This is a genomic window from Beduini massiliensis (genome assembly GCF_000829905.1).
Classification (GTDB): Bacteria; Bacillota_I; Bacilli_A; order Erysipelotrichales; family Coprobacillaceae; genus Beduini; species Beduini massiliensis.
Genome location: NZ_CDPP01000004.1, coordinates 436,953 through 457,259, shown reverse-complemented (window position 1 = coordinate 457,259; position 20,307 = coordinate 436,953). Strand labels below are relative to the sequence as shown.

Genomic DNA, 20,307 nt, shown 5'->3' with positions numbered 1-20,307 from the left:
CTTAGTATTCTTACGATTTCATCGATTCATACCAGGATCTTTTATGATACAATGAAAAAAGAGGTGAGCATTATGGAAAAAACAATGCAGGATGTTTTTGAGATTTTACAATATTCAAACGATAAAGCTAAACATCATCAGGCATATCATCATTATACCGATATGGAAAGTCTGATTAAGATCATAGAATCTCGTTCTTTTTTAGCGTCAACCGGCTTCAATATGAATGATCAGCTGGAATTAAGCAGCGGAATGAAATCAAAGTGGGAAACCCTTTATTTTACCAGTTTTTCTTATGGCAGTGAAAGTATTGCGATGTGGGGACTTTACTGTTTTCCAAGAGAAAGTGCGGTGCGCATTTCATTACCGAATAAAGTCATGAACAGTTGGGTAGAGACATTAAAAATAAAAACGGATATCCGCTGTGGCGTATTGGGTCAAAAAGAGAAAATTCTTGGTTCTGATAAAATAAAATCTATCTTATTAACCGATATTCTTTATACCGATGAGCGTCATCGCTACCTAAGCCGCGGCAGTTATGATAAATTAAAGTTATCAATGCCGATGGCTGATATCGCACAGCTTCCTGACATGACGGGACATATTAAAGATGGGGCTTGGATAGCCGAAAATGAAGTCAGATTACTGATTGAAACAACAGAACGTTATGCAAGCGATATGAAATTGTTTAGTCATTTTGATAGTGACATGATTCAGGCACTAAAAATTACCATTGGACCATGGTGTGATGATCAGACGTATACGCTCTATGTGAGCAAGTTAGTTGAATTAGGAGTTACGGAAAAAAACATCAGCCGGAGTAAATTTACAGGTCTATTGAAAATGAAGTCGCCCTGTGATAAATGTGTGTATAAAACGATGGTACTCAAACAAAAACAGCCCCTTACTCATTAGGGGCTGTTTCTTCATCTACGCGTTGTTTTAAATCACGAATCAGTTCGGACAAAGTAGTACGCTGCAAGTTTTCTTCCATCGTTTGCTGTGCTTTTTGCAAAGCCGGAGTCAAAACAGCCGAAATATTTCTTCCAACCGGACATCTAGGCTCAGTATTTTCATGCATTGAAAAGAGCAGTTGATCTTCCGGTAGGGCTACGGCTTGATAGATATCCAATAAGGTGAGTTCATCCGGAGAAATTTTCAAATGAATCCCGCCCGTTCCACCGGTAACTTCAATTAAGCCATGATTTTTAAGCATGCCCATAATCTTGCGGATGACGACCGGATTCGTACGCACACTTTTAGCCAAGAAATCACTCGTAATTTTATATTGGGTTGAAAAATATTCCACACAAATCAGCATATGAGTGGCAACGGTAAAGCGTGAAGAGATTTTCATTCTATTCCCTCCTTTTGAATATTGACACGAGATAAAAATTGACGTGTTCTTTCTTCTTTTGGCGATAAGAAGATGTCTTGCGGAGTTCCTTGTTCTAGGATATAACCGTTGTCTAAGAATAAAACGTGATCGGCAATCTCATAAACAAAATTCATTTCATGAGAAACAATAATCATTGTATAACCGTTTTCTCTGGCTTTACGAATCACATCCAGCACTTCACCGACCATTTCCGGATCTAAGGCACTGGTCGGTTCATCTAATAAGATGATTTCCGGTTGTAAGGCTAAAGCACGAGCGATTCCGACACGCTGTTTTTGTCCGCCGGATAATTGACGGGGATAAAAGTGATACTTATTTTGCATGCCGACTTTTTCAAGATAAAGTTCGGCAATTTCTTTTGCTTCAGCTTTTTTCTTCTTTTGAACAACGGTTAAACCTTCCATCACATTTTCTAAAACGGTTTTATAACGAAAGAGGTTAAACTGCTGGAAAACCATCGCACTGTGTTGGCGGATAAAAGCAATATCTTCTTTTTTAGCCGATTTCACATCAATTTTACGACCCATGAATTCCAAAGTCCCGTCATTTGGCGTTTCCAAAAAATTGAGACAGCGAAGTAGAGTAGACTTACCGCTTCCACTAGGACCGATGACTGCAATCACCTGACCTTTGTTGATCTCAAAATGAATGTCTTTTAAAACCTCTGTCTGATTATATTTCTTTTTCAAGTGACATACTTTCAACATCGTCTGTAACCTCCTGTTCATCTGCTTTTAATTTCTTTTCTAATTTCTTTAACAGCCATGAAATAATGATCGTCATTGCCCAATAAATCAAAGCCACAGAAATATAGCCTTCAAAGTAACGGTAATTGCGAGATGCCATGATCTTTCCGGCAGCGGTAATATCAACAACGGCACATGTAAAGGCGAGGGAAGTTCCCTTGATTAAACCCACTAATGAATTTCCTAAAGCTGGCAGCGCAATGACTAACGCTTCAGGTAAAGTGATTCTAAAGAAAGTCTGTAATGGACTCATTCCCATTGATAAAGCGGCTTCCTGTTCACCTTTGTCAACAGCCTCTAATCCGGCACGAATGCTTTCGGAACTATAAGCCGCTTCATTGAAAGCAAAGGCAATAATAACGAATAAAACAGGCGGTATTGAGTTTGTGGAATAAGCGGTTCCTTGATAGTAGTTAATATATTGAAGCAGAATCGGAATTCCATAGAAGGTCAGATATAACTGAACTAAGATAGGCGTCCCACGCATAAACGATACATAGAAGTTAAAGAACTGCGTCAAGACCGGAATCTTTTTATGTTTCACGATTGCAATGACAAATCCTAAAATAAAACTGATCGCAGCTGAAACGACGGTAATCAGCAACGTTGTAGGCAGATAGGCTAAAATCTTTGGAATTTGTGTAAAGACTAATTTTAAATCAAAGAGATTTGCCATGCCATTGTTAGTGGTTTGTTCAGTCGCTGTTGTTTGGATATTAGCAACATAGTCCCTGCCTAAATATTCTTTCGATAGTTCTGATAAGGTACCGTTATCAATCAACGTTAAAATGGCTTGATCGACATCACTTTTTAATTTCTCCCCCTCACTTGTTTTAGGAAAGATAAAGTAACCTTCCGGTTTCATGACTTGAATCGTTTCTTCATGTTCGAGAGGGATGATTTGTAAATCTAAGTTATATTCATCCATCATTGTATCAATAATGATTTCCTCACTCAGCAAAAAATCAACGGTTCCGTTCATAATATCCTGATAAGTTTTTAAGTTATCCTGTTCAGAATAAAAGTAGGCAATTTGTCCATCCGGATGATCTTCATTATATTTTTCCATGAATGCCTGAAGGAACGAACCGGATGGTTTGACCGGAGTTGTTTTTCCCGCTAAATCTTTTAACGAATGAATATCTGTACGATCTTTATTGGTCACTATAACCGCATTATTATATAAATAATACTGATCTCCATACAAATATTTACGCTCACGTTCTTCATTCTTGGAGATATTGTTGGCTCCCATTTGATAACGTCCGGAATCAATCCCGGCAAAAATGCTGGAAAATTCAGTGACTTCAAATTCAAACTGATACTGCGGCAATAAGTCATCCAAAGCCTTTACTACGGCAATATCATAACCGGTGAGCTGTTTATTTTCATCATAATACGTATAGGGACGTGTATCACCATCAGTCCCTACTAATATTTTAGTGACTTCGTTTTTTTTCTGCGTTGAGCAGCCGCTTAAAAGCAAGGCAATTACGCCAATCACTAAGAATATGCGGTGTCGTTTTTTCATATTTTCCCTCCTAATTGTTGTAACCATTATAGTTACAACTAAAGTGATTTGTCAAGCAGGAAAATAAAAAAAGGAGAAAATCTCTTATTTAAAGCAGATCTCCGCCATGAAAATAAAGTTCATAAACTTTCTTATCTTTGAAAAAGATTTCTTCTTTCCCATGAAAACAATGAGAATCTCCCTCTGTCTGACAATGGTAGGTATAATCTCCTTTTTGAAAAAGCTGTGGTCCTCGAAATGGCTGATCATAGGGGACATGAAGCAGACTTTCTTTAAGAAAATCACCTGAAAATCCTAAAGCCATCACATAGCCATAATAATTCATTGACCATAGTGGCTGATCTTGAAACCAAATGGCTTCGGTACCGGAAAACTTTTCTGAGCCTAGAAAGCTGTCTAAATACAAATAATCTCCTTCTTTAAACTGATAATCTTGAGAAGCCGTACGGGAAGAAGTCACTTTTCCCATTTTTGCGGCATAGGTATGCTGTTTGGCTTTGATTAAAAAATCAATCCAGTCACTTTTATCGATAGTGGGGGATTTCTCTTTTTTTGTACACTCATCTTCTCTGACAAGCATATCTAAAGTAATGCCGAATAGATCACTTAACTGAATTAAATAATCAATTTGCGGAATTGTTCCTGCTTCCCATTTTGTAATGGTTTGTCTGGATACATTCATTTTTTCTGCCAATGTTTCTTGTGAATAGCCCGATTTTTCACGATATTTTTTTATTTTCTGATCAATTGTCATATCTCTCACCTCGCTTACAGTTTAACAGAAGAATCTTGATAAAAAAAGCAACCGGACTTTACAATTTTTGCTACTTAAATAAAAAGAACGCCTCAGCGTTCTTTCATTATTTTTTGGGTATATCACGATAATCAATTAATTCAATATGGTTATCTTCTACCCATTTTTTAGCTTCTTCGCATAAAAAGACATGAGCATCATGGGCTCTTCCTACGGTTAAGCTGGAAATTTGAAAAATTTCATAATCCACATAACCCGGATGTAAAGCAAATTCAAAGATGTCGTCACTTTCAATTTCTTCTTTAGTATAAAGTTCCGTCAATGATTGAGGGGTAGAAAATTCACTTAATGATCCCCCGCTAAATTTCATTAATGGGATCTTATAGTCAACATCAAGATGATCGCCTTTTGGAAGTGTAAAGAAACGGCGAACCGGAAGATCATATTTTTTAGAGAGTTCACATACGATTGCTTCGGCACCTTTGATCATTTCAATTCCGTGATGACTGTTTAAATGATCCGGTATTTTCCCGGTTAAAGCAATGTATTTTTCAACCTGTGCATAGAGTTCTGCTCGAATTTCTTCAATATCAACATGTTCACTATCTTTAAGCATGCCTTTATTAAAAGTACCATCTTCTTTTAATAATGTCTTATGTGTTTTTAATAATGGTTTCCCCACCGTCAAATTCAGATGAATCCCAACACTAAAATCAGGATATTCTTTCATCAGTTGAGCCGCATGTTCAGCTCCGGGCATATTAACCATCATACTGCATGATTTTAATATCCCATCTTTATAACAGTCAATAATACCAAAGTTAGCGGCACGAGTGATACCAAAATCATCTCCATTCGTTATTAACTTCATTTTATCCCTTCTTTCTTAGCTTCATTATACTCAATTTTGCATTGGCTATGTTCTCATTTTCTGAAAACTAAAATACAATAATTTGCCGCAAAGAACGGCATAGTGCTGGATAAAAAAACTTTGTTTAAAATAAAATTTATGACGATATTTAAAGAATGTTCGTAATTTGGTTAACTATTAATATAAATTTAGGAAATATGAAAGAAGTATACTAAAGAATATGATATAATAAAAGCAAGAAGATCTGTATCTAATAATGGATGTGGAAAAGCAGTATACATTTAAAGAAGGGAGAGGTGAATATGGGAATTATTATTTTGTTGTTGTTATTTGGTGGAGGTGCTTATGTATTTGCCAGCGGTATGCTGACAAAAGAAAAAAATTCTTCCCCAAGCAATGTGTACGATAATTCGCAGTCAGAAACAACAGTACAGACGAGTTCATCGAGTGAATCATCGATTAACACTCCGTACTATATTTACTTTAAAAAGGGGAGTTATCATGATTTAAGTCAGGACGAACGTTTTCAAGACATGGGTATATGGACGGTTTTTAAACATGAAACATTTAAGTTGGAAACGCATTGCAAGCGTGAAGAAGTACACAAAAGAATCAAAGAAACTTTGAACCTAACGGATAATGACTTTAAAGTTGTCGGAAAAATGGACCTTTGGGTACCTATAAGATTTTAGGAGATACAATTATGATAATTAAACCACATCATTTTTTAGATATTATTAAGCTTTACGGTGCGGGAATAGAACATTTTGTTCCTGATACACAAATGAATCATGATTTTTATAAAGCAGCAAATGAGATTATTTCAAATCCGCAAACCATACTCATTCTGACAAAAGAGGCTGACGATATTTGTCAGCCTTGTATTAAGTTAAAACAGGGGGTATGTGCAGATCCGCTGACAAAATATTGCGGTTTTTCATTAAAGGATGATTATAATAAAGCCTTGGATCAGCGTATGCTTGAACAGTTTGATTTAGATGAAACCACTCAATATTCTGCGACTGAATTATGTCAGATTATCTATAAAAACATTGAAAAGATTTTCATGGTTTGGCGTGAAGAAGAAAAGGAAGCTGTACAAAAACGCTATGATCTGTTTTGTATTGGCGCTAAAAAATATTTAGGATTATAAATGAAAATTGAAAGAATGTTTGCCTCGCTTTTATAGCTGTTTGAACCTGAAAAAAGGTACCCAATTTGCCTTAGCCGATTATTTTGAAGTCGTTGCTGGAACCTGTATCTGAGGATACCTTGATAACTGGATAATACTGATACTACGCATTTGGCGATTGATTTTAGTGTGCTAAAACAAAATGGGAATATTAGGGAGCATGACTGTTTTTTGATGAGGCGATATCAAAACAGCATCCTAGTAAAAAAACGTATTCGCATCTTCAACTGGTAAAAGACTATGGTGAAAATCTTATTTTAGATTGCTTAGAATGCAATGAATTGACAGGGGTGCACTATCATTATTTTCATCAGGAAATAGGGGATTATGATTTGAATGATGAAAATGCATTAAGCACTCAGTGTTAAAAGGAAAAAATAGACAACGGATGTCTATTTTTTAGTATTTTTAAGAACAGCATTCACGAGACGTTCTGCTGTATCACGGTTAAGCGGCATCAATGTTTTCCAGTAAATATAATAAATTAGGTAGGAATGCAGTACCTCGTAACCTCCTTTATCATATTCTTTGGCAGTGGGAAGATAACCGGTACAGCCATTTGTGTATCCGGCGAAATAAATTTGCGGGCAGCTTTTTGCGATATCTAAAGCCAACTCGCACATCACTTCGTTAGGAACCCCACATAAGCAATAATCATTGATATAAAAATATTGAATCTCGATTATTTGGTACTGATGTTTAATGTGAAGCGCTTGAACACGTTCTACTTCTTTTAGCCACTGGGTACCATCGATATGATTGACTTCCAATGCTTCTTTGGCAATCTGTTTGGCTTGCGGCAATGTCGGGACATCTGCAGTAAAGCGAACAGATTTGGAATACATGTTGAGCTGGTCGATGGGTTGGGAGATCATTTCATCAAGATGTAGGGTGACTGCTTCCATCATTCTATTTGCCATCGCTTTTAATGAATCAACAGAAGAGGCTTGCTCAATGGCTTCGACATTCCCGGCGGCTCCTTGTGTCATCATAACGGGACAATGATATTTCTCTTCTAAATATTTTCTTGTCATGCCAAAATAATCTGCGGAGATCAAATAATTATCATCATATAAAATATTGGCATGAGCAGTGACTCTTAACAAAATCAAGGTGAAGGCATCGGTATCGGCATTTGTTATTTTGATAATCCCAATTCGATCATCCAATGCGCCATTGGGATCACGACGATTGATTCCGATCTTGGCATGTATGTTTTTAGCTGCGGCTTTAATAGGAATTGTATTTTTTTCTGCTTCTAAAACTCCCTTTAAAACTTGAGAGCAGACCCAATCAAAGTATTCAGGTTCCATACTGATATTAACGGAACTATGTGTATGGCTAAAGCAAAGCATGATATGATCTTGAGGTACTTTAAGATGGTGTGCAATCTGATCACGCAGTATATTGGCATCTTCTTTCATATAGCCAATATGATCTAAAGTCATTAGACAGTATTGTTCCTGATCCGCTCTAAAGAGGGCAACTTCGGCATATAAGGGATCTAAAACCCCTCGGGATTTATTGTCTTTACGATAAAAACCCACCATTTCAACACTTGTTTTTGGGGTAATATCTATTTTTGAAAATCCTAATGTAACTTGTTTCATATTTATTCCGACATAGATTATCTATGCTTTTCCTTTCTTTATATATTTATAATAATGTACGAATTAGAAAGGGACAACTCAAACAAGCTGACCGAAATTATCTGTATAAAAAAGTCAAACCCCTAAAGGTTTGACATCTGTGTGCTATTCATCCTCAATTTTTGTAGTTGAAGGGCAACTATCATTTCTTCTTTTTGTAGATAATTTTTTGTATGGCAGAGATGGACAATGCATATTGATCAGCTAACTGATCGATGGTTTTGCCATTTATAAAAGCTTCTTTTATATGTCGATTACGTTCATCGATTTCCTGACGAAGACCGCAGCGTTCTCCCCAACGACACTGCTTTTTCTTTTTTATGGGGATGTAGATATAACCGCCATTAAAGTAAGTTTGCACTTCCTCAACTAAATGTTTAGGAAGGATTTGATCTGCATTTTTATATAACATATGGCTCACTCCTTGTTTTGTTTTTTTCAAGTTGCAAAGCCAGTAGCTGCACGTTATTGCTCCATGCATCTGTGCAAGTGATTCTGGCTATGCATGGAGTAAAGTTTCATTTTTTCTTTTTTTATTGATACCCATCTTCTAAACCTCCTATAATGTAAAGTGTTTTAATTGATGTTCGTCTAAACTGATAAATTCCGCTGAATGGGATTGTAATTGTTTCATCAACATTTCCCGTTTATCGAGATCTTGTTGACACCAACGCAGCATCTGTTTAAGCATGGCCCATGTAGGGGTATAATTTGCTTTTTCCAACCCAAATTTTTGTTTGAAATAGCGCTTTATAATTCTTTTCTTTAAGATATGAGGTGAAATATTGAGATAAATGATTGTATCTGCCTGTTGTAAACCGGATTGAAAACAAGGTCTGCCAACATCTTCAATGACCCAATCTTTTTTTGATAGAATCTCATTAAAAAGCTGGTCTCTTTCTTTTTGTGTGCGTTTATAATTTCCATTGTAGACCACATCATCTAATTCAAAATGAGGAATCGAATAGCGCATAGACAATCGGTGTGCAAAGGTTGACTTTCCACTGCCAACTGTACCTATAATATAAATTCTAGTCATCGCTTTCCCTCCATTTCCCCCATTATAGCAAAAACCTGGCAGTATGACTACCAGGTTATTTTTGTTTTGGATAAAGATAGGCTTCCAGAGCTTGAATAATTAAATCATGATCCTCTGTATGTTCTAAACCGGAAACACAGATTGCCCCTTTTACTTCATTTTGAACGATAATGGGAAAACCACCGCCACAGATGGCATACGTATCATCATTTAGCCAATGAGGATAATTTTCTTTGTTAAAGAAGACGTAAAGAGAACTATGGTTACTTTCCAATACTGTTTTTTCTTTACGGTTCAGCCATGGGGCAGGTTTTCTTCCATCCATCAAATAATGAAAGATTAAATTTCCCTCGTATACAATTTTGATACCAACTGGTTTTGGTTTAGTTGCTTTTGCATTTTCAATGATGTGTAACGCAATCTTTAACCCGTCACTATGCTGAAACTGGGAGAATTGATAACGTTGTTCCTGTGCTTTTACTTCTTCTAAATTCATTATTCTAATCCTTTCACACCGGTTTCTAAGATTTCCATTTGTAAAATGGTTTGTTGTGCTGTAATAGTGGGGGCTGTTTTGTGAATAATGGCATGATATAAATCATCATAGACTCTGCCATAATCGCCAATTTCACTGACTACTTTTTCTTCATGGTAATTTCCTTTTTCATCATAATAGGTCAAAGTTCCGTAATGTTCCGGAAGATCGACGCCAAAGCCTTCCTGACCTGGCATGTAAAACATCTTTAAATGTTCTTCCATACGGTCTTTGCTTTCTTTGACGAACATTCCTTTTTTACCGTACACCACAAAACTTGGTCTGCTTTTAATTCTGAAATAGCTGGATTTCACAGAAACTTTGAAGCGATCATAATAAAGGTCTAAATCAAAATAGTCGTTCATTCTGCCTTTCCCTAAAAGCTGTCTGACATCATAATGAATGGTATCCGGTTTCCCAAAATATGAAATCACCTGATCCAATGTATGACAGCCATGTCCATAGAGATAAGAACGAACAGGGCTGAACTGCTGAACACTTTCAGGTATTTGAGGACGATAGTAATCAAAGTGCATTTCCATTTCCAAAAGGTCCCCTAGTTTCCCGCTCTCAATCACTTTTTGAACAGTTAAGAAATCACTGTCAAATCGACGATTTTGATATGCTTGCACGATACAGCCTTTTTCTTTCGCTAAAGCAAAAATCTCTTTTGCCTGCTCACTATTTTCCATAAACGGCTTTTCTACCAGACAGTGTTTTCCATGCTCTAAAACCGTTTTAGCGTATTGATAATGTAAATGATGACCGGTACAAATCACGATTAAATCGATTTCCGTATCTTCTATTAATTCATTAAAATCTTCCGTATAATAAATATCGGGGATTTGTTTCCACACCTCATGGGTAACGTTAATATCATAAATAGTTTTAACTCTTATTTTATCTTTTCTTTGAAGGACGAACGGTAAGTGATAGCGGTTTGCGCTTTTTCCGTTTCCTATATATCCGATTGTAAGCATTCTTTTTCCTCCTAAAACTTAATTCCGACTTGTTTTCTGGCTTCATCTAAAATTTCCATCACAAGCAGTGTCTGTTCATTTGCTTTTTTTATTCCATCTTGGTCTTGCTGTGTGACAAGATGGACAAACGCTTCAATTTCATATGTTAAGCGTGATTTTGGCTGATGATTAAAGGGTTGTGTTTCTTTGTGATTGAGTCCGAATTCAAAATGACCATATACATTTGAAGGCATATCACTATGGATGTAACCCTGATCTCCTTGAATGTTGATGGCAACCGGAGATTGGCAGTCTTTAGCCCCTATCGCTACGCACTTAAACGTAGGATAGTCAAACGTTAAGATTCCGGAAGTATCAATTCCTTTTTCAATATTGGCAAGATAATGGATCTGTTGAGGACGTCCAAATAATCCTACAATAAAATGGATATTGTAGACATTCAGATCCATCAAGGCTCCACCTGATTGTTTAGGATCAAACACCGGCAGAATGATATTTTGTTTAAACTGATCATAACGTCTTGAATATTGTGAATAATTCAGCTGAACGATTTTAATATCTCCAAGTTGAGGAAGCAGTTCTTTTGTCTTGTGATAATTGGGAAGATACTGATTCGTGATCGCTTCAAAAATAATAACATTTTTTTCTTTGGCTAAATCGATTAATGCTTTGGCTTGTGCATAAGAAGATGCAAAAGGTTTTTCTAATATGACGTGCTTTTTATTTTCCAATGCTTTTTTCGCAAAGCGATAATGTAAATGATTGGGCACGGCAATATAAATTGTTTCAACATCACTATTTAAAAGCTGCGTATAGTCATAATAGATTTGTGGGATAGAAAATGTATGGGATAATTGTTCCATTCTTTCTTTATCTTGTTCTAACCCGCAGATCGCACTTAATTGTATTTCCTTCACTTCTAAAGCAGCGCTTAGAAATGGCTGGACAATGGTTCCAGCACCAACAATTCCTAATTTCATAGATTATCCTCCTTTACAAAAGCGATTCTACCATGCCGTTGTAAATAGGAAACAGTTTACCTGAATTTAGAAACTTTTGTTCGATTTCTTTTTTTATAACCTAGGATATCTTGAACTTTTAGTTCAAATTTATTGATACCCCATAGAATAAACAATGGCATATAAACAATGAAAAATATAGTTAATGGAGATTTGGGAATAAAAAGTGGCTATCTTATGATCGAAATCTTCTCGTTTGGGGAATTGAATCGTAACATCAAAATCATAGTGGGTATCATTAGACGTAATAAAAAGTGTTTTGCAGCCACTTCTTCTAAGCTGCTGCATAATTTTTTTATTAGGCAATGCACTGCCTGAATAAGAGACAAATAATACGAGATCCTGTTGGGTAACAGTATCGCTCATAGCGGCTATTTCTCCATATTGGTTAGCGATAAAAGCATGTTTTTTAAGCTTCACTAAACGATTGACAAAACTGGTGGCACTGATTAGGGAATCCCCCGCCGCATAGACGAAAAGGTGACTTGCTTTGAGAATCAATTTTGCGGCTTTTTCTAATTGAATACTGGATATCGATTCATAACAGGTATAGATGGTTTCATTGGATAATACCGCAATGCGATTGACAATTTCTTGTGTACTTTCCTTTTTTATAAATGGAAAATCCATGTTGACATCACTTTTTTCTTTTCGTCCTCTTTCTAATTCTTTCACGAGTGCAATTTTAAAATCACTGTATCCCTTTAGACCTAACTTACGACATAGACGGATAATCGTTGCATTAGAAGAATAAGAAAGCTGAGATAATTGAGAAATGCTTAGTTCGCTGATCTGATCAAGATTGTCTAAAATATAGTGACAGACGGATTGTTCGACAGGAGTAAAGTGAGTGGTATTTTTAAGCTGTTCAATTAGCATCTTTTTGTCCTCCTTATATTTTTTTCATTATATCATGATGGAAGCAGAAAAGACATTTGGATTTTCCAAATGTCCTAAATCATGCGATAGCACTTTGTTTGTTGGAAATTTGTACAAAGGGCATCCATAAAATAGTAAGAAATACGATTTCAATAGCATTCCAAAGCATTGATTTGAATGAACCTCCTGTTGCCAAGAAAGCATAAAGCAGTGGGGGCGTGACCCAAGGTACATTCAGACAAGTACGATCAATGATATTAAACTGCATTAATAAATAGGTCAAGACAGATAAGACTACAGGGCCCACAATAAATGGAATCATATAGATCGGATTCATTACGATGGGAATTCCAAAAGTCAGCGGTTCGTTAATCCCAAAGATTCCCGGAGCAATTGATATTCCTACAACAGTTTTTTCGGATTGCACTTTAGAAAATAGTAAAATAGCGATAATCAGTCCTAAAGTAGATCCTGATCCACCGATTGCAACAAATGGATATAATCCCGGAATGATATTAGGGATCTTATCGCCGGCTTCATAGGCGGATGTATTCTCTAACAACATCGGAGTAAAGATAGGTTTAGTAACAGCACCGACGATGTTTGATCCATGCAAACCAAATGTCCATAAAAAAGTGATTAAGAAATAGACGAGTACGGCCGTCCCTACTGTATCTGCGACACTATTTAACGGTGAAGATACAAACTTCTGAATGATGATCCATAAATTCATACCGCTCAGTCTTTCAATATAGGTGCCTACAGCAACTACCATGATGACTGTTAAAACAGCGGGAATAAGTACAGTAAAGGAACCTGCTACTGCCGGCGGAACGCCATCGGGCAAAGTAATCTTTAACTTATCATTTCTTGATAGTCTTACAAAGATTTCAGATACAATAATGGTTAAGATCATCCCAACAAACATACCGTTGGAATCCAATTTGTTGGCGGCGATTCCGCCACTGGCAATATCGGTGGTCAACACATCGATATTGTTTGTGTTATTTGCCCATGTATAATGGCTTGCTAAGGTTTGCACTGCCGGTGTTAATCCTAAATAACAGGTTAAAGCGACTGCCGATGTAGCAATACCATCCCCATCCAGCCCCTTTGCCATGTTGAACCCCAAGGTAACGACGAGTAAGACGGCCATCATATTGATAGAGCCTTTATTGACTGCGGTCATGACATCTTTGATTCCGGTAGATGTAATCATCTTGGCATATCCTTGCTGAATAGCAGGGATATTGAGCCCATTATCTGCAAAGATACCATGAATATTGTTGATAAGAACCGCAATTGCACCAACAATGGTTAATGGCATAGTGACTACAAAGGCATCACGAATGGCGACTAAATGACGCTGCGAACCAATCTTTGATGCTAAGGGAATAAACTTCTCTTCCAAAAACTTCATTTTGTCCTCTCCTTTTTTATTGATTACTTATCGACACTTATTAACTTTTACGCGCGAGTGGTGAAAGCGGTTTTATTTTATAATAAGACAAATATCTTGTCTTAAAAATATGAAATCTTGTACATAAAGTTCGTATTTTTTATTTTTCTCTGTTTTTATTATGAAAATAAAGTTCAAATCAACCTAGTTTAAACAATAAAAGCACTTGATGCTAGAGAACATCAAGTGCTTGGAAATAGGATTTGATTTTTACTTTTAATTGTTCTTTTTCTTGCAAGAATTGTTTGTGCCGATGTCCATTTGCTCCTGAAGGATGAGGAAATCCAAGCAGGCATTGTTGTTGAGAAAGATAGCCGTCCTGAATCATTTTTTGCAGCACTTCTTCCACAGCTTTGCCTAACGGAATAATAAGGGTGTTAGGAAAAGATTGTATCTCCTTATAAAAATAGGTGTGGACATACCTGCTTAGTAACGCTGAATCAAAGATTGCGGGATGGGTTCCTGTATAATTTTTTCCTTTATTAAAAATCGGATAAGGGACCAGCGAAGTTGTATGAAGCAAATGGTCCTCATCACAGAATAGTTGAGTGCATGAGGTGATATTTAAAGCTTTAGGTAATTGTAATTGATCAAGCATTTCAATCAGATTATTACGCATACTCCCGGCAAAGCGTGCCGCCTTTTTGCATTCTTTTCTGATTGTTTCATGATCCCACCCCTGAATTAATCCCATTCTTGCTGTTTGGTAGGCACGATTCATTTGATTCCATCCCGGAGTAATGCCAACGATTACAATTTTTGCTTGTGAATTGACTGTTTCATTATGTGGGGCATAGTAGATTTCTAAGTTTTGTTCAGAATCTAATTTAAAAGTAGGGATGAGTAAATCTGATTTTTCATACTTATCTTTCTGCGGTAATTGGATAATGGCTTCTGTATATTTTTCCAGCATGATGATCTCCTCTTTTTTCTGTAACTATTGAATGAACAAGCTATGTTTATAATATTGCTTTCCTTTTTAAATGTAAAGAAAAGATAGTTTGAAATCTTATATAACAAATGGATACAGTAGGGAATCATAAGAAGAAAAATGAGAGTGATATCTTTTTTCTTTTGAAGATACTTTAAAGCTGTATTGCTGCCATATGATAATAATTTTGGGTGATTTCAATAAGTCTTATTAAAGATTTTCGATGATCATCTTTTTTAGAAGCAAAAACACATTCGATGCTTTCCTCAATATCAAAAGGAGTCCATTCAAATTCTCCTAAATGATCATTACAGAATCCCGGAGATAAACAGATACCAAGATCTGCCGCCACATTTGTTAATGTTGTCATATGATCGCGACTATTAATGGTGTGAACATGGACAGTATCAATAACAAGCTGTTGTGCTATGCGGAGTTCATACGGCGAGCCCCCGCCTACCATTAAGGTTCTTCCTTTTAAATCGGTAGGTTTTATTTTATTTAATTTTGCTAAAGGGTCACCTTTATTTGTGATGAGATAGATATGACTATTGAATAAATGATGAAGCTTGATGTTTGATAAATGGCAGAGTTCTCTTTGCAAACCGAAAACAAGATCTATCTCACCACGTAATAAGGCATCAATCCGTTCATTGCCATAAATATAATGAACTTGAACGGAAATAGTTGGAAATTCTGTCGCAAAATCTTTCATGATCTGTGGTAAGAAATAGATTGCACTTCTTAAAGGAACGGCAATAGTTAAAGATTCTTTATATTTGGAATTAAATCGCCTTCCATCTTCTATTGCATTTTTTAAAGCATTATCTATTCTGACTATTGATTTACAGAACTGATCCCCGGCGGGAGTTAAGACAACGCCTTTTCCTGTACGGATAAATAATTCAAAGCCGATTTCTTCTTCCAAGGCCTGAATCTGATACGTAAGGGCGGGTTGGCTGATAAAAAGATTCTCAGAAGCACGTCTGAAATTTAGGGTATGTGATACTTCAATCGCATATTCTATTTGTTTTGTATTCATAATCGTATTTCACTTCTCTTTCTAGTTTTATATTACATTATATTGATAAATAAATCAAATCAATATCATAATAATTCGATTAGAAATTTATAATACTTAGCCCTATAATGGAATTGTAAAGGAAATAGCATACTAAGGAGGTAGAAAAATGAGCCAAACATTAATTGCTTTTTTCTCAATGACAGGAGAAAGCTATGTTTCAGGTAAACTTATCAATCTTGAAAAAGGAAATACTCATGTGGCAGTGGATATGATCGGTGAAATGATGGAAGCAGATCAATTTCAGATCAAGACAGTTCAAGAATATCCAAAAGGACATATGCCTTTGATCAATTATGCAAAAGAGGAATTAAATCATCAAGCAAGACCGAAACTTACAAGAGAAGTAATCAATATGGAACAGTATGACACGATTGTATTAGGTTATCCCAATTGGTGGGGAACATGCCCGATGCCTGTCTTTACTTTTCTTGAAAGTTATGATTTTGCCGGGAAAAGAATTTTACCACTCTGTACGCATGAAGGAAGTGGGTTATCCAACAGTGTTGCCGATATCAGAAAAATCTGTCCTCAAGCTAATGTACAAAATGGTTTAGCGATAGTGGGAGGACAAGTAAAAGAAAGTCAAGCTATATTAAAAGAATGGTTAAAAACAAATCAATTACTTTAAAAAGGAGAAAGAAGAAAATGAATTTTGATTTTAATGAAAAGAAACCGGTTGTTGTTTTACTTGGAGCAGGAAGTATGGGAATGGCCATCGTGAGAAGAATTGCCGGAGGTAAAAAAGTATTATTAGGGGATATCAGTGAACAAAATTTAGAAAAGGCAGAAAATGATCTGAAATACAGTGGATATGACGTTGAAACATGTGTTGTCGATGCGATGAACAGAGAGTCCATCCAAGCGTTTGCCCAAAAAGCAGCCGCATTAGGAAATGTAATGTATTTTATCGATACGGCAGAGGCCTCTCCAAGTCAAGCGTCTCCTGAACATATTTTAAAATTAGATTTATTAGGAACAGCTTATGCACTCGATGAATTTGGCAAAGTCATTGGAGAAGGCGGAGCAGGGTTAATTATTTCGAGTATGACAGGGTATATGCCAAATGATTTAACCAAAGAAGATGAACTGGCATTAGTGAATACGCCAACAGAATCATTATTGTCGTTACCCTGTCTAAGCAGTGAGAGAATAAAAAATTCAGGGACTGCTTATGTGGTGTCAAAAAGAGCGAATCATATGAGGGTTCAAAGTGCGGCGATGACATGGGGAAAAAGAAAAGCAAGAATTAATACGATTAGTCCCGGTATCGTTGTGACCCCATTAGCTTATGATGAATTTAATTCTGAAGGGAATTCTTATCAGCAAATGATTGAAGCATCAGCCAGACAAAGAGTAGGGACATCGGATGAGATTGCGGCAGCCGGAGCATTCTTATTAAGTGATGATGCGGCGTTTATCACAGGGACCGATCTTCTGATTGACGGAGGGATGATTGCCGCCATTAACAGTGGCAAAATGAAGATGAATATTCGATAAGAAAGTGATCTTATAGTAGAAATAATATCACTGCAAATAGAATAGTATTTTAGACAGATCAAATAATCAAAAAAGTAGGGAGGGTATAGTGTGAATAATGAATTAAATAGTGAAAAAGAAAATGAGTTAGGGACGCTTCCGATAAAAAAATTATTATTGAAAATGGCAGTCCCAGTAATATTATCCATGTTGGTACAATCTTTATATAATATAGTAGATAGTATCTATGTTTCAAGAATTAGTGAGGATGCATTGACCGCTATTTCATTGGCAACTCCAATAAGCAGTTTAATTGCGAGTGTCACAGTGGGTCTAAGCGTGGGGGTGAATGCAATCCTATCAAAAAAATTAGGAGAAAAGAAATATCAGGAAGCCAATCAGGCGGCAGGCAACGGTATTGTAATTGAATGGCTATGTTTTATTGTATTTTTTATCTTTGGTATGTTTTTTACGAGAATGTTTTATGAAATGCAAACAAGCAATCTCCATATTCAACAGTTGGGAACTGCTTATACTTCTATTGTATGTCTATTCTCTTTTGGTGTTTGCACACAAGTGATCATGGAGAGATTACTGATTTCAACTGGTAAAACAATTGGTTCAATGTGCTCTCTTTTAACCGGAGCAGTCGTCAATATTATATTGGATCCGATTATGATTTTCGGCTATTTTGGCATACCGGCATTAGGCATTTCGGGAGCGGCTATTGCGACTGTCATAGCACAATTTTGCGCTGCTTTAGTAGCCTTTGGATTTAATATTTTTACAAACAAAGAGATCCACTTTCATTTGGGCATGTTAAAGCCGAATTTTAAAATAATTAAGGACATCTTTATTGTAGGATTACCGGCTGCATTAACACAGGCGATCAGTCCTTTGCTGGTATTTGGAATGAATCAGATTCTACTAGGATTTACGACGGCGGCACCGGCTGTATATGTTATTTATGTTCGTTTACAAGGCTTTGTGATGATGCCGGTATGGGGACTTAAAAATACGGTCGTTTCAATTATCTCATATAACTATGGAGCTAAAAACAAAGCACGTATGATTCAAGCAATGAAATACTGTCTGTTTATTGTGTGGGGATGTGCTGTTCTAGGAATTGTTATTATGCAAGGGTTTACCAATGATTTATTAGCTATTTTCAATGCTTCCGGTGAAATATTGTCTATTGGGATGAAAGCTTTAAAAATTATCAGCTTGTGTTTTCCGTTTTTAGGAACAACATTGATCATCGGCTCTTATTTACAAGCTCTTGGAGAAAGCAATAAAACACTGCTGACTTCGATTATGGAATTTATTTTGATGCTTTTAATTGCGGCTTTATTGGCAAACACAGGAAATATAGATATAGTATGGTATGCCTTTGTGATGACTGAAGCTATTGTTGTCTTTATCGCATGCTTCTTTATGAGATCCGTCTATAAAACAAAAATTGCGCTTTTACAAAAAACAGAATAAAGAAAAGATTAGGTTATAGTAAATAAAGTTGGATAAAGCATTGTCTCAATATAAAAATAATTAAGAGGAATAGGAGAAATAATTATGAATGATTTTCAATTTCAGAATACGACAAAGGTATATTTTGGGAAAGATCAATTAGGTCATCTGCATACAGAAGTTTTAAAATTTGGTGATAAGGTATTAGTTGCTCATGGAGGATCATTTATCAGGGAGTCACTATTATATAAAAGAGTGATAAACGAACTGCAGACCAATGCTGTAACCGTGTACGAGTTAGGTGAAGTGGAACCTAATCCACGTCATACAACTGTCAATAAAGGTGTTGCAATGTGTAAAGAACATGGAATTCAGACAGTGTTAGCAATCGGTGGTGGCTCTACGATTGATTGTTGTAAGGCGATTGCAGCAGCGGCCTTAAGTGAAACAGATAATATTTGGGATTTAGTAGAAGAAAAAATTGCTTGGAAAGATGCTTTAGCCGTTATTGCTATACCGACAATTGCTTCTACCGGCAGTGAAATGGATAAATCATGTGTTATCAGTAATGTTGAACTTGGGGTGAAAAGTGGCATTAACGGAGAAGCCATTCGACCCAAAGCAGCTTTTTTAGATCCAACCAATACCTTTACCGTTCCCCCAATGCAAACTGCTTGTGGAGGTTTCGATATTATGGCACATTTTCTTGATATGAATTATTTTGTGAATGCGGATAAGTATCCTTTGCAGTTTAATGTGGTAGAAACCATACTTAAAACAGTAAGAAATCAACTGCCTGTGGCAATCAAAGAGCCAGAGAATTATGAAGCAAGAGCAACGTTGCTGTGGGCGGCTAGCTGGGCGTTAAACAGTTTTTGTACCTCTGGATTCAAAACCCAGCCTCAACTTCATGCGTTGGAACAATTCTCATCTACCATGGATTTAACGCATGGACTAGGGTTAGCCATTATTACACCCAAATGGATGACTTACTTATTAGAACGAGATGAAACGGTGGCAGATGATTTTGCCAGATTTGGTGTCAATGTCATGGGGATTCCAGATTCAGAGGATAAAAAAGCCTTGGCTTTTCAAGCAGTTGAAGCATTACAACAATTCATTAAAGATGAGTTAGGCTTACCGGTCTATTTATCCGAATTAGGGTTGGATGGAAGTAAGTTTGATGAAATGACCAAAAAGGCTTGTTATGGGCGAAAGATGCTGCCCCTTGCATATCGACCGTTAACTCAGGAAGACTGCTTAAATATTTATAAAATGTGTTTATAGTCCATCCTATAA

Annotated in this window: 22 protein-coding genes; 7 read left to right on the top strand and 15 right to left on the bottom strand. The window is 36.4% G+C overall.

Annotated elements, in window-relative coordinates:
- The first annotated feature begins 72 nt into the window (after positions 1-72).
- Positions 73-915, top strand: coding sequence for a hypothetical protein (locus BN1225_RS06030; RefSeq protein WP_041138883.1), 843 nt, complete (start codon positions 73-75; stop codon positions 913-915).
- On the opposite strand, the gene BN1225_RS06025 is transcribed toward BN1225_RS06030, so the two are convergent.
- The 5 genes from BN1225_RS06025 to BN1225_RS06005 form a co-directional block, all read right to left on the bottom strand.
- On the bottom strand, positions 905-1,357 hold the full coding sequence (locus BN1225_RS06025) for an Rrf2 family transcriptional regulator (protein ID WP_041138882.1): 453 nt from the start codon (positions 1,355-1,357) through the stop codon (positions 905-907). The genes BN1225_RS06030 and BN1225_RS06025 overlap by 11 nt on opposite strands.
- Positions 1,354-2,106, bottom strand: coding sequence for an amino acid ABC transporter ATP-binding protein (locus tag BN1225_RS06020; protein WP_041138881.1), 753 nt, complete (start codon positions 2,104-2,106; stop codon positions 1,354-1,356). The genes BN1225_RS06025 and BN1225_RS06020 overlap by 4 nt, the downstream gene beginning before the upstream one ends.
- On the bottom strand, positions 2,072-3,676 hold the full coding sequence (locus BN1225_RS14505) for an ABC transporter substrate-binding protein/permease (RefSeq protein WP_187117538.1): 1,605 nt from the start codon (positions 3,674-3,676) through the stop codon (positions 2,072-2,074). The genes BN1225_RS06020 and BN1225_RS14505 overlap by 35 nt, the downstream gene beginning before the upstream one ends.
- Positions 3,677-3,764: 88 nt before the next feature.
- The gene (locus tag BN1225_RS06010) at positions 3,765-4,430 is read right to left on the bottom strand and encodes a DUF5680 domain-containing protein (RefSeq protein ID WP_041138880.1); all 666 of its coding nucleotides are present in this window, start codon (positions 4,428-4,430) and stop codon (positions 3,765-3,767) included.
- Between the two features lie 106 nt (positions 4,431-4,536).
- Positions 4,537-5,301 carry a ChbG/HpnK family deacetylase gene (locus BN1225_RS06005; RefSeq protein WP_041138879.1) on the bottom strand — a complete coding sequence of 255 codons (765 nt, stop codon included), beginning with the start codon at positions 5,299-5,301 and terminating at the stop codon, positions 4,537-4,539.
- 302 nt (positions 5,302-5,603) lie between these two features.
- Here BN1225_RS06005 and BN1225_RS06000 point away from each other — a divergent pair, with 302 nt between their 5' ends.
- Complete coding sequence (locus BN1225_RS06000; RefSeq protein ID WP_041138878.1) at positions 5,604-5,993, top strand: hypothetical protein; 390 nt, start codon at positions 5,604-5,606, stop codon at positions 5,991-5,993.
- Positions 5,994-6,004: 11 nt separating this feature from the next.
- Complete coding sequence (locus BN1225_RS05995; RefSeq protein ID WP_041138877.1) at positions 6,005-6,454, top strand: DUF1284 domain-containing protein; 450 nt, start codon at positions 6,005-6,007, stop codon at positions 6,452-6,454.
- Between the two features lie 431 nt (positions 6,455-6,885).
- Here BN1225_RS05995 and BN1225_RS05990 read toward each other — a convergent pair whose 3' ends face one another.
- The 10 genes from BN1225_RS05990 to BN1225_RS05945 form a co-directional block, all read right to left on the bottom strand.
- Positions 6,886-8,103, bottom strand: a complete 1,218-nt coding sequence (locus tag BN1225_RS05990) for a hypothetical protein (RefSeq protein WP_041138876.1) — start codon at positions 8,101-8,103, stop codon at positions 6,886-6,888.
- A 181-nt stretch (positions 8,104-8,284) separates the two neighbouring features.
- Positions 8,285-8,554, bottom strand: a complete 270-nt coding sequence (locus tag BN1225_RS05985) for a CD3324 family protein (protein ID WP_041138875.1) — start codon at positions 8,552-8,554, stop codon at positions 8,285-8,287.
- A gap of 147 nt (positions 8,555-8,701) precedes the next feature.
- On the bottom strand, positions 8,702-9,181 hold the full coding sequence (locus BN1225_RS05980; RefSeq protein ID WP_041138874.1) for an AAA family ATPase: 480 nt from the start codon (positions 9,179-9,181) through the stop codon (positions 8,702-8,704).
- 55 nt (positions 9,182-9,236) lie between these two features.
- The gene (locus BN1225_RS05975) at positions 9,237-9,677 is read right to left on the bottom strand and encodes a heme-binding protein (RefSeq protein WP_041138873.1); all 441 of its coding nucleotides are present in this window, start codon (positions 9,675-9,677) and stop codon (positions 9,237-9,239) included.
- Positions 9,677-10,696, bottom strand: coding sequence for a Gfo/Idh/MocA family oxidoreductase (locus BN1225_RS05970; RefSeq protein ID WP_041138872.1), 1,020 nt, complete (start codon positions 10,694-10,696; stop codon positions 9,677-9,679). The genes BN1225_RS05975 and BN1225_RS05970 overlap by 1 nt, the downstream gene beginning before the upstream one ends.
- An 11-nt stretch (positions 10,697-10,707) precedes the next feature.
- The gene (locus BN1225_RS05965) at positions 10,708-11,676 is read right to left on the bottom strand and encodes a Gfo/Idh/MocA family protein (protein ID WP_041138871.1); all 969 of its coding nucleotides are present in this window, start codon (positions 11,674-11,676) and stop codon (positions 10,708-10,710) included.
- Positions 11,677-11,805: 129 nt separating this feature from the next.
- Complete coding sequence (locus BN1225_RS05960; protein ID WP_052466391.1) at positions 11,806-12,594, bottom strand: MurR/RpiR family transcriptional regulator; 789 nt, start codon at positions 12,592-12,594, stop codon at positions 11,806-11,808.
- A gap of 79 nt (positions 12,595-12,673) precedes the next feature.
- The gene (locus BN1225_RS05955; RefSeq protein ID WP_041138870.1) at positions 12,674-14,014 is read right to left on the bottom strand and encodes a PTS sugar transporter subunit IIC; all 1,341 of its coding nucleotides are present in this window, start codon (positions 14,012-14,014) and stop codon (positions 12,674-12,676) included.
- Positions 14,015-14,225: 211 nt separating this feature from the next.
- Complete coding sequence (locus BN1225_RS05950) at positions 14,226-14,966, bottom strand: uracil-DNA glycosylase family protein (RefSeq protein ID WP_041138869.1); 741 nt, start codon at positions 14,964-14,966, stop codon at positions 14,226-14,228.
- Between the two features lie 172 nt (positions 14,967-15,138).
- On the bottom strand, positions 15,139-16,026 hold the full coding sequence (locus tag BN1225_RS05945) for a LysR family transcriptional regulator (protein WP_041138868.1): 888 nt from the start codon (positions 16,024-16,026) through the stop codon (positions 15,139-15,141).
- Positions 16,027-16,174: 148 nt separating this feature from the next.
- On the opposite strand from BN1225_RS05945, the gene BN1225_RS05940 reads away from it, so the two are divergent.
- From BN1225_RS05940 to BN1225_RS05925, 4 genes are all read left to right on the top strand, one after another.
- On the top strand, positions 16,175-16,696 hold the full coding sequence (locus BN1225_RS05940) for a flavodoxin (protein WP_041138867.1): 522 nt from the start codon (positions 16,175-16,177) through the stop codon (positions 16,694-16,696).
- 17 nt (positions 16,697-16,713) lie between these two features.
- A complete protein-coding gene (locus tag BN1225_RS05935) occupies positions 16,714-17,565 on the top strand; it encodes an SDR family oxidoreductase (RefSeq protein WP_041138866.1) in 852 nt (283 codons plus the stop codon).
- Positions 17,566-17,655: 90 nt separating this feature from the next.
- Positions 17,656-19,029, top strand: coding sequence for an MATE family efflux transporter (locus BN1225_RS05930; protein ID WP_041138865.1), 1,374 nt, complete (start codon positions 17,656-17,658; stop codon positions 19,027-19,029).
- A gap of 84 nt (positions 19,030-19,113) precedes the next feature.
- Entirely contained in the window at positions 19,114-20,295 is a 1,182-nt protein-coding gene (locus BN1225_RS05925) for an iron-containing alcohol dehydrogenase (RefSeq protein ID WP_041138864.1), read from the top strand.
- Positions 20,296-20,307: the final 12 nt, after the last annotated feature.

Excerpts from the sequence above, each read along its gene's own strand:
- BN1225_RS05960 (WP_052466391.1), bottom strand. The coding sequence starts at position 12,594 with ATGCTAATTGAACAGCTTAAAAATACCACTCACTTTACTCCTGTCGAA.
- BN1225_RS06025 (WP_041138882.1), bottom strand. The coding sequence starts at position 1,357 with ATGAAAATCTCTTCACGCTTTACCGTTGCCACTCATATGCTGATTTGT.
- BN1225_RS05975 (WP_041138873.1), bottom strand. The coding sequence starts at position 9,677 with ATGAATTTAGAAGAAGTAAAAGCACAGGAACAACGTTATCAATTCTCC.
- BN1225_RS05935 (WP_041138866.1), top strand. The coding sequence starts at position 16,714 with ATGAATTTTGATTTTAATGAAAAGAAACCGGTTGTTGTTTTACTTGGA.
- BN1225_RS05990 (WP_041138876.1), bottom strand. The coding sequence starts at position 8,103 with ATGAAACAAGTTACATTAGGATTTTCAAAAATAGATATTACCCCAAAA.
- BN1225_RS14505 (WP_187117538.1), bottom strand. The coding sequence starts at position 3,676 with ATGAAAAAACGACACCGCATATTCTTAGTGATTGGCGTAATTGCCTTG.
- BN1225_RS05970 (WP_041138872.1), bottom strand. The coding sequence starts at position 10,696 with ATGCTTACAATCGGATATATAGGAAACGGAAAAAGCGCAAACCGCTAT.
- BN1225_RS06000 (WP_041138878.1), top strand. The coding sequence starts at position 5,604 with ATGGGAATTATTATTTTGTTGTTGTTATTTGGTGGAGGTGCTTATGTA.
- BN1225_RS05925 (WP_041138864.1), top strand. The coding sequence starts at position 19,114 with ATGAATGATTTTCAATTTCAGAATACGACAAAGGTATATTTTGGGAAA.
- BN1225_RS05980 (WP_041138874.1), bottom strand. The coding sequence starts at position 9,181 with ATGACTAGAATTTATATTATAGGTACAGTTGGCAGTGGAAAGTCAACC.
- BN1225_RS05950 (WP_041138869.1), bottom strand. The coding sequence starts at position 14,966 with ATGCTGGAAAAATATACAGAAGCCATTATCCAATTACCGCAGAAAGAT.
- BN1225_RS05955 (WP_041138870.1), bottom strand. The coding sequence starts at position 14,014 with ATGAAGTTTTTGGAAGAGAAGTTTATTCCCTTAGCATCAAAGATTGGT.
- BN1225_RS06005 (WP_041138879.1), bottom strand. The coding sequence starts at position 5,301 with ATGAAGTTAATAACGAATGGAGATGATTTTGGTATCACTCGTGCCGCT.
- BN1225_RS06010 (WP_041138880.1), bottom strand. The coding sequence starts at position 4,430 with ATGACAATTGATCAGAAAATAAAAAAATATCGTGAAAAATCGGGCTAT.
- BN1225_RS05965 (WP_041138871.1), bottom strand. The coding sequence starts at position 11,676 with ATGAAATTAGGAATTGTTGGTGCTGGAACCATTGTCCAGCCATTTCTA.
- BN1225_RS05995 (WP_041138877.1), top strand. The coding sequence starts at position 6,005 with ATGATAATTAAACCACATCATTTTTTAGATATTATTAAGCTTTACGGT.
- BN1225_RS06020 (WP_041138881.1), bottom strand. The coding sequence starts at position 2,106 with ATGTTGAAAGTATGTCACTTGAAAAAGAAATATAATCAGACAGAGGTT.
- BN1225_RS05940 (WP_041138867.1), top strand. The coding sequence starts at position 16,175 with ATGAGCCAAACATTAATTGCTTTTTTCTCAATGACAGGAGAAAGCTAT.
- BN1225_RS06030 (WP_041138883.1), top strand. The coding sequence starts at position 73 with ATGGAAAAAACAATGCAGGATGTTTTTGAGATTTTACAATATTCAAAC.
- BN1225_RS05945 (WP_041138868.1), bottom strand. The coding sequence starts at position 16,026 with ATGAATACAAAACAAATAGAATATGCGATTGAAGTATCACATACCCTA.
- BN1225_RS05985 (WP_041138875.1), bottom strand. The coding sequence starts at position 8,554 with ATGTTATATAAAAATGCAGATCAAATCCTTCCTAAACATTTAGTTGAG.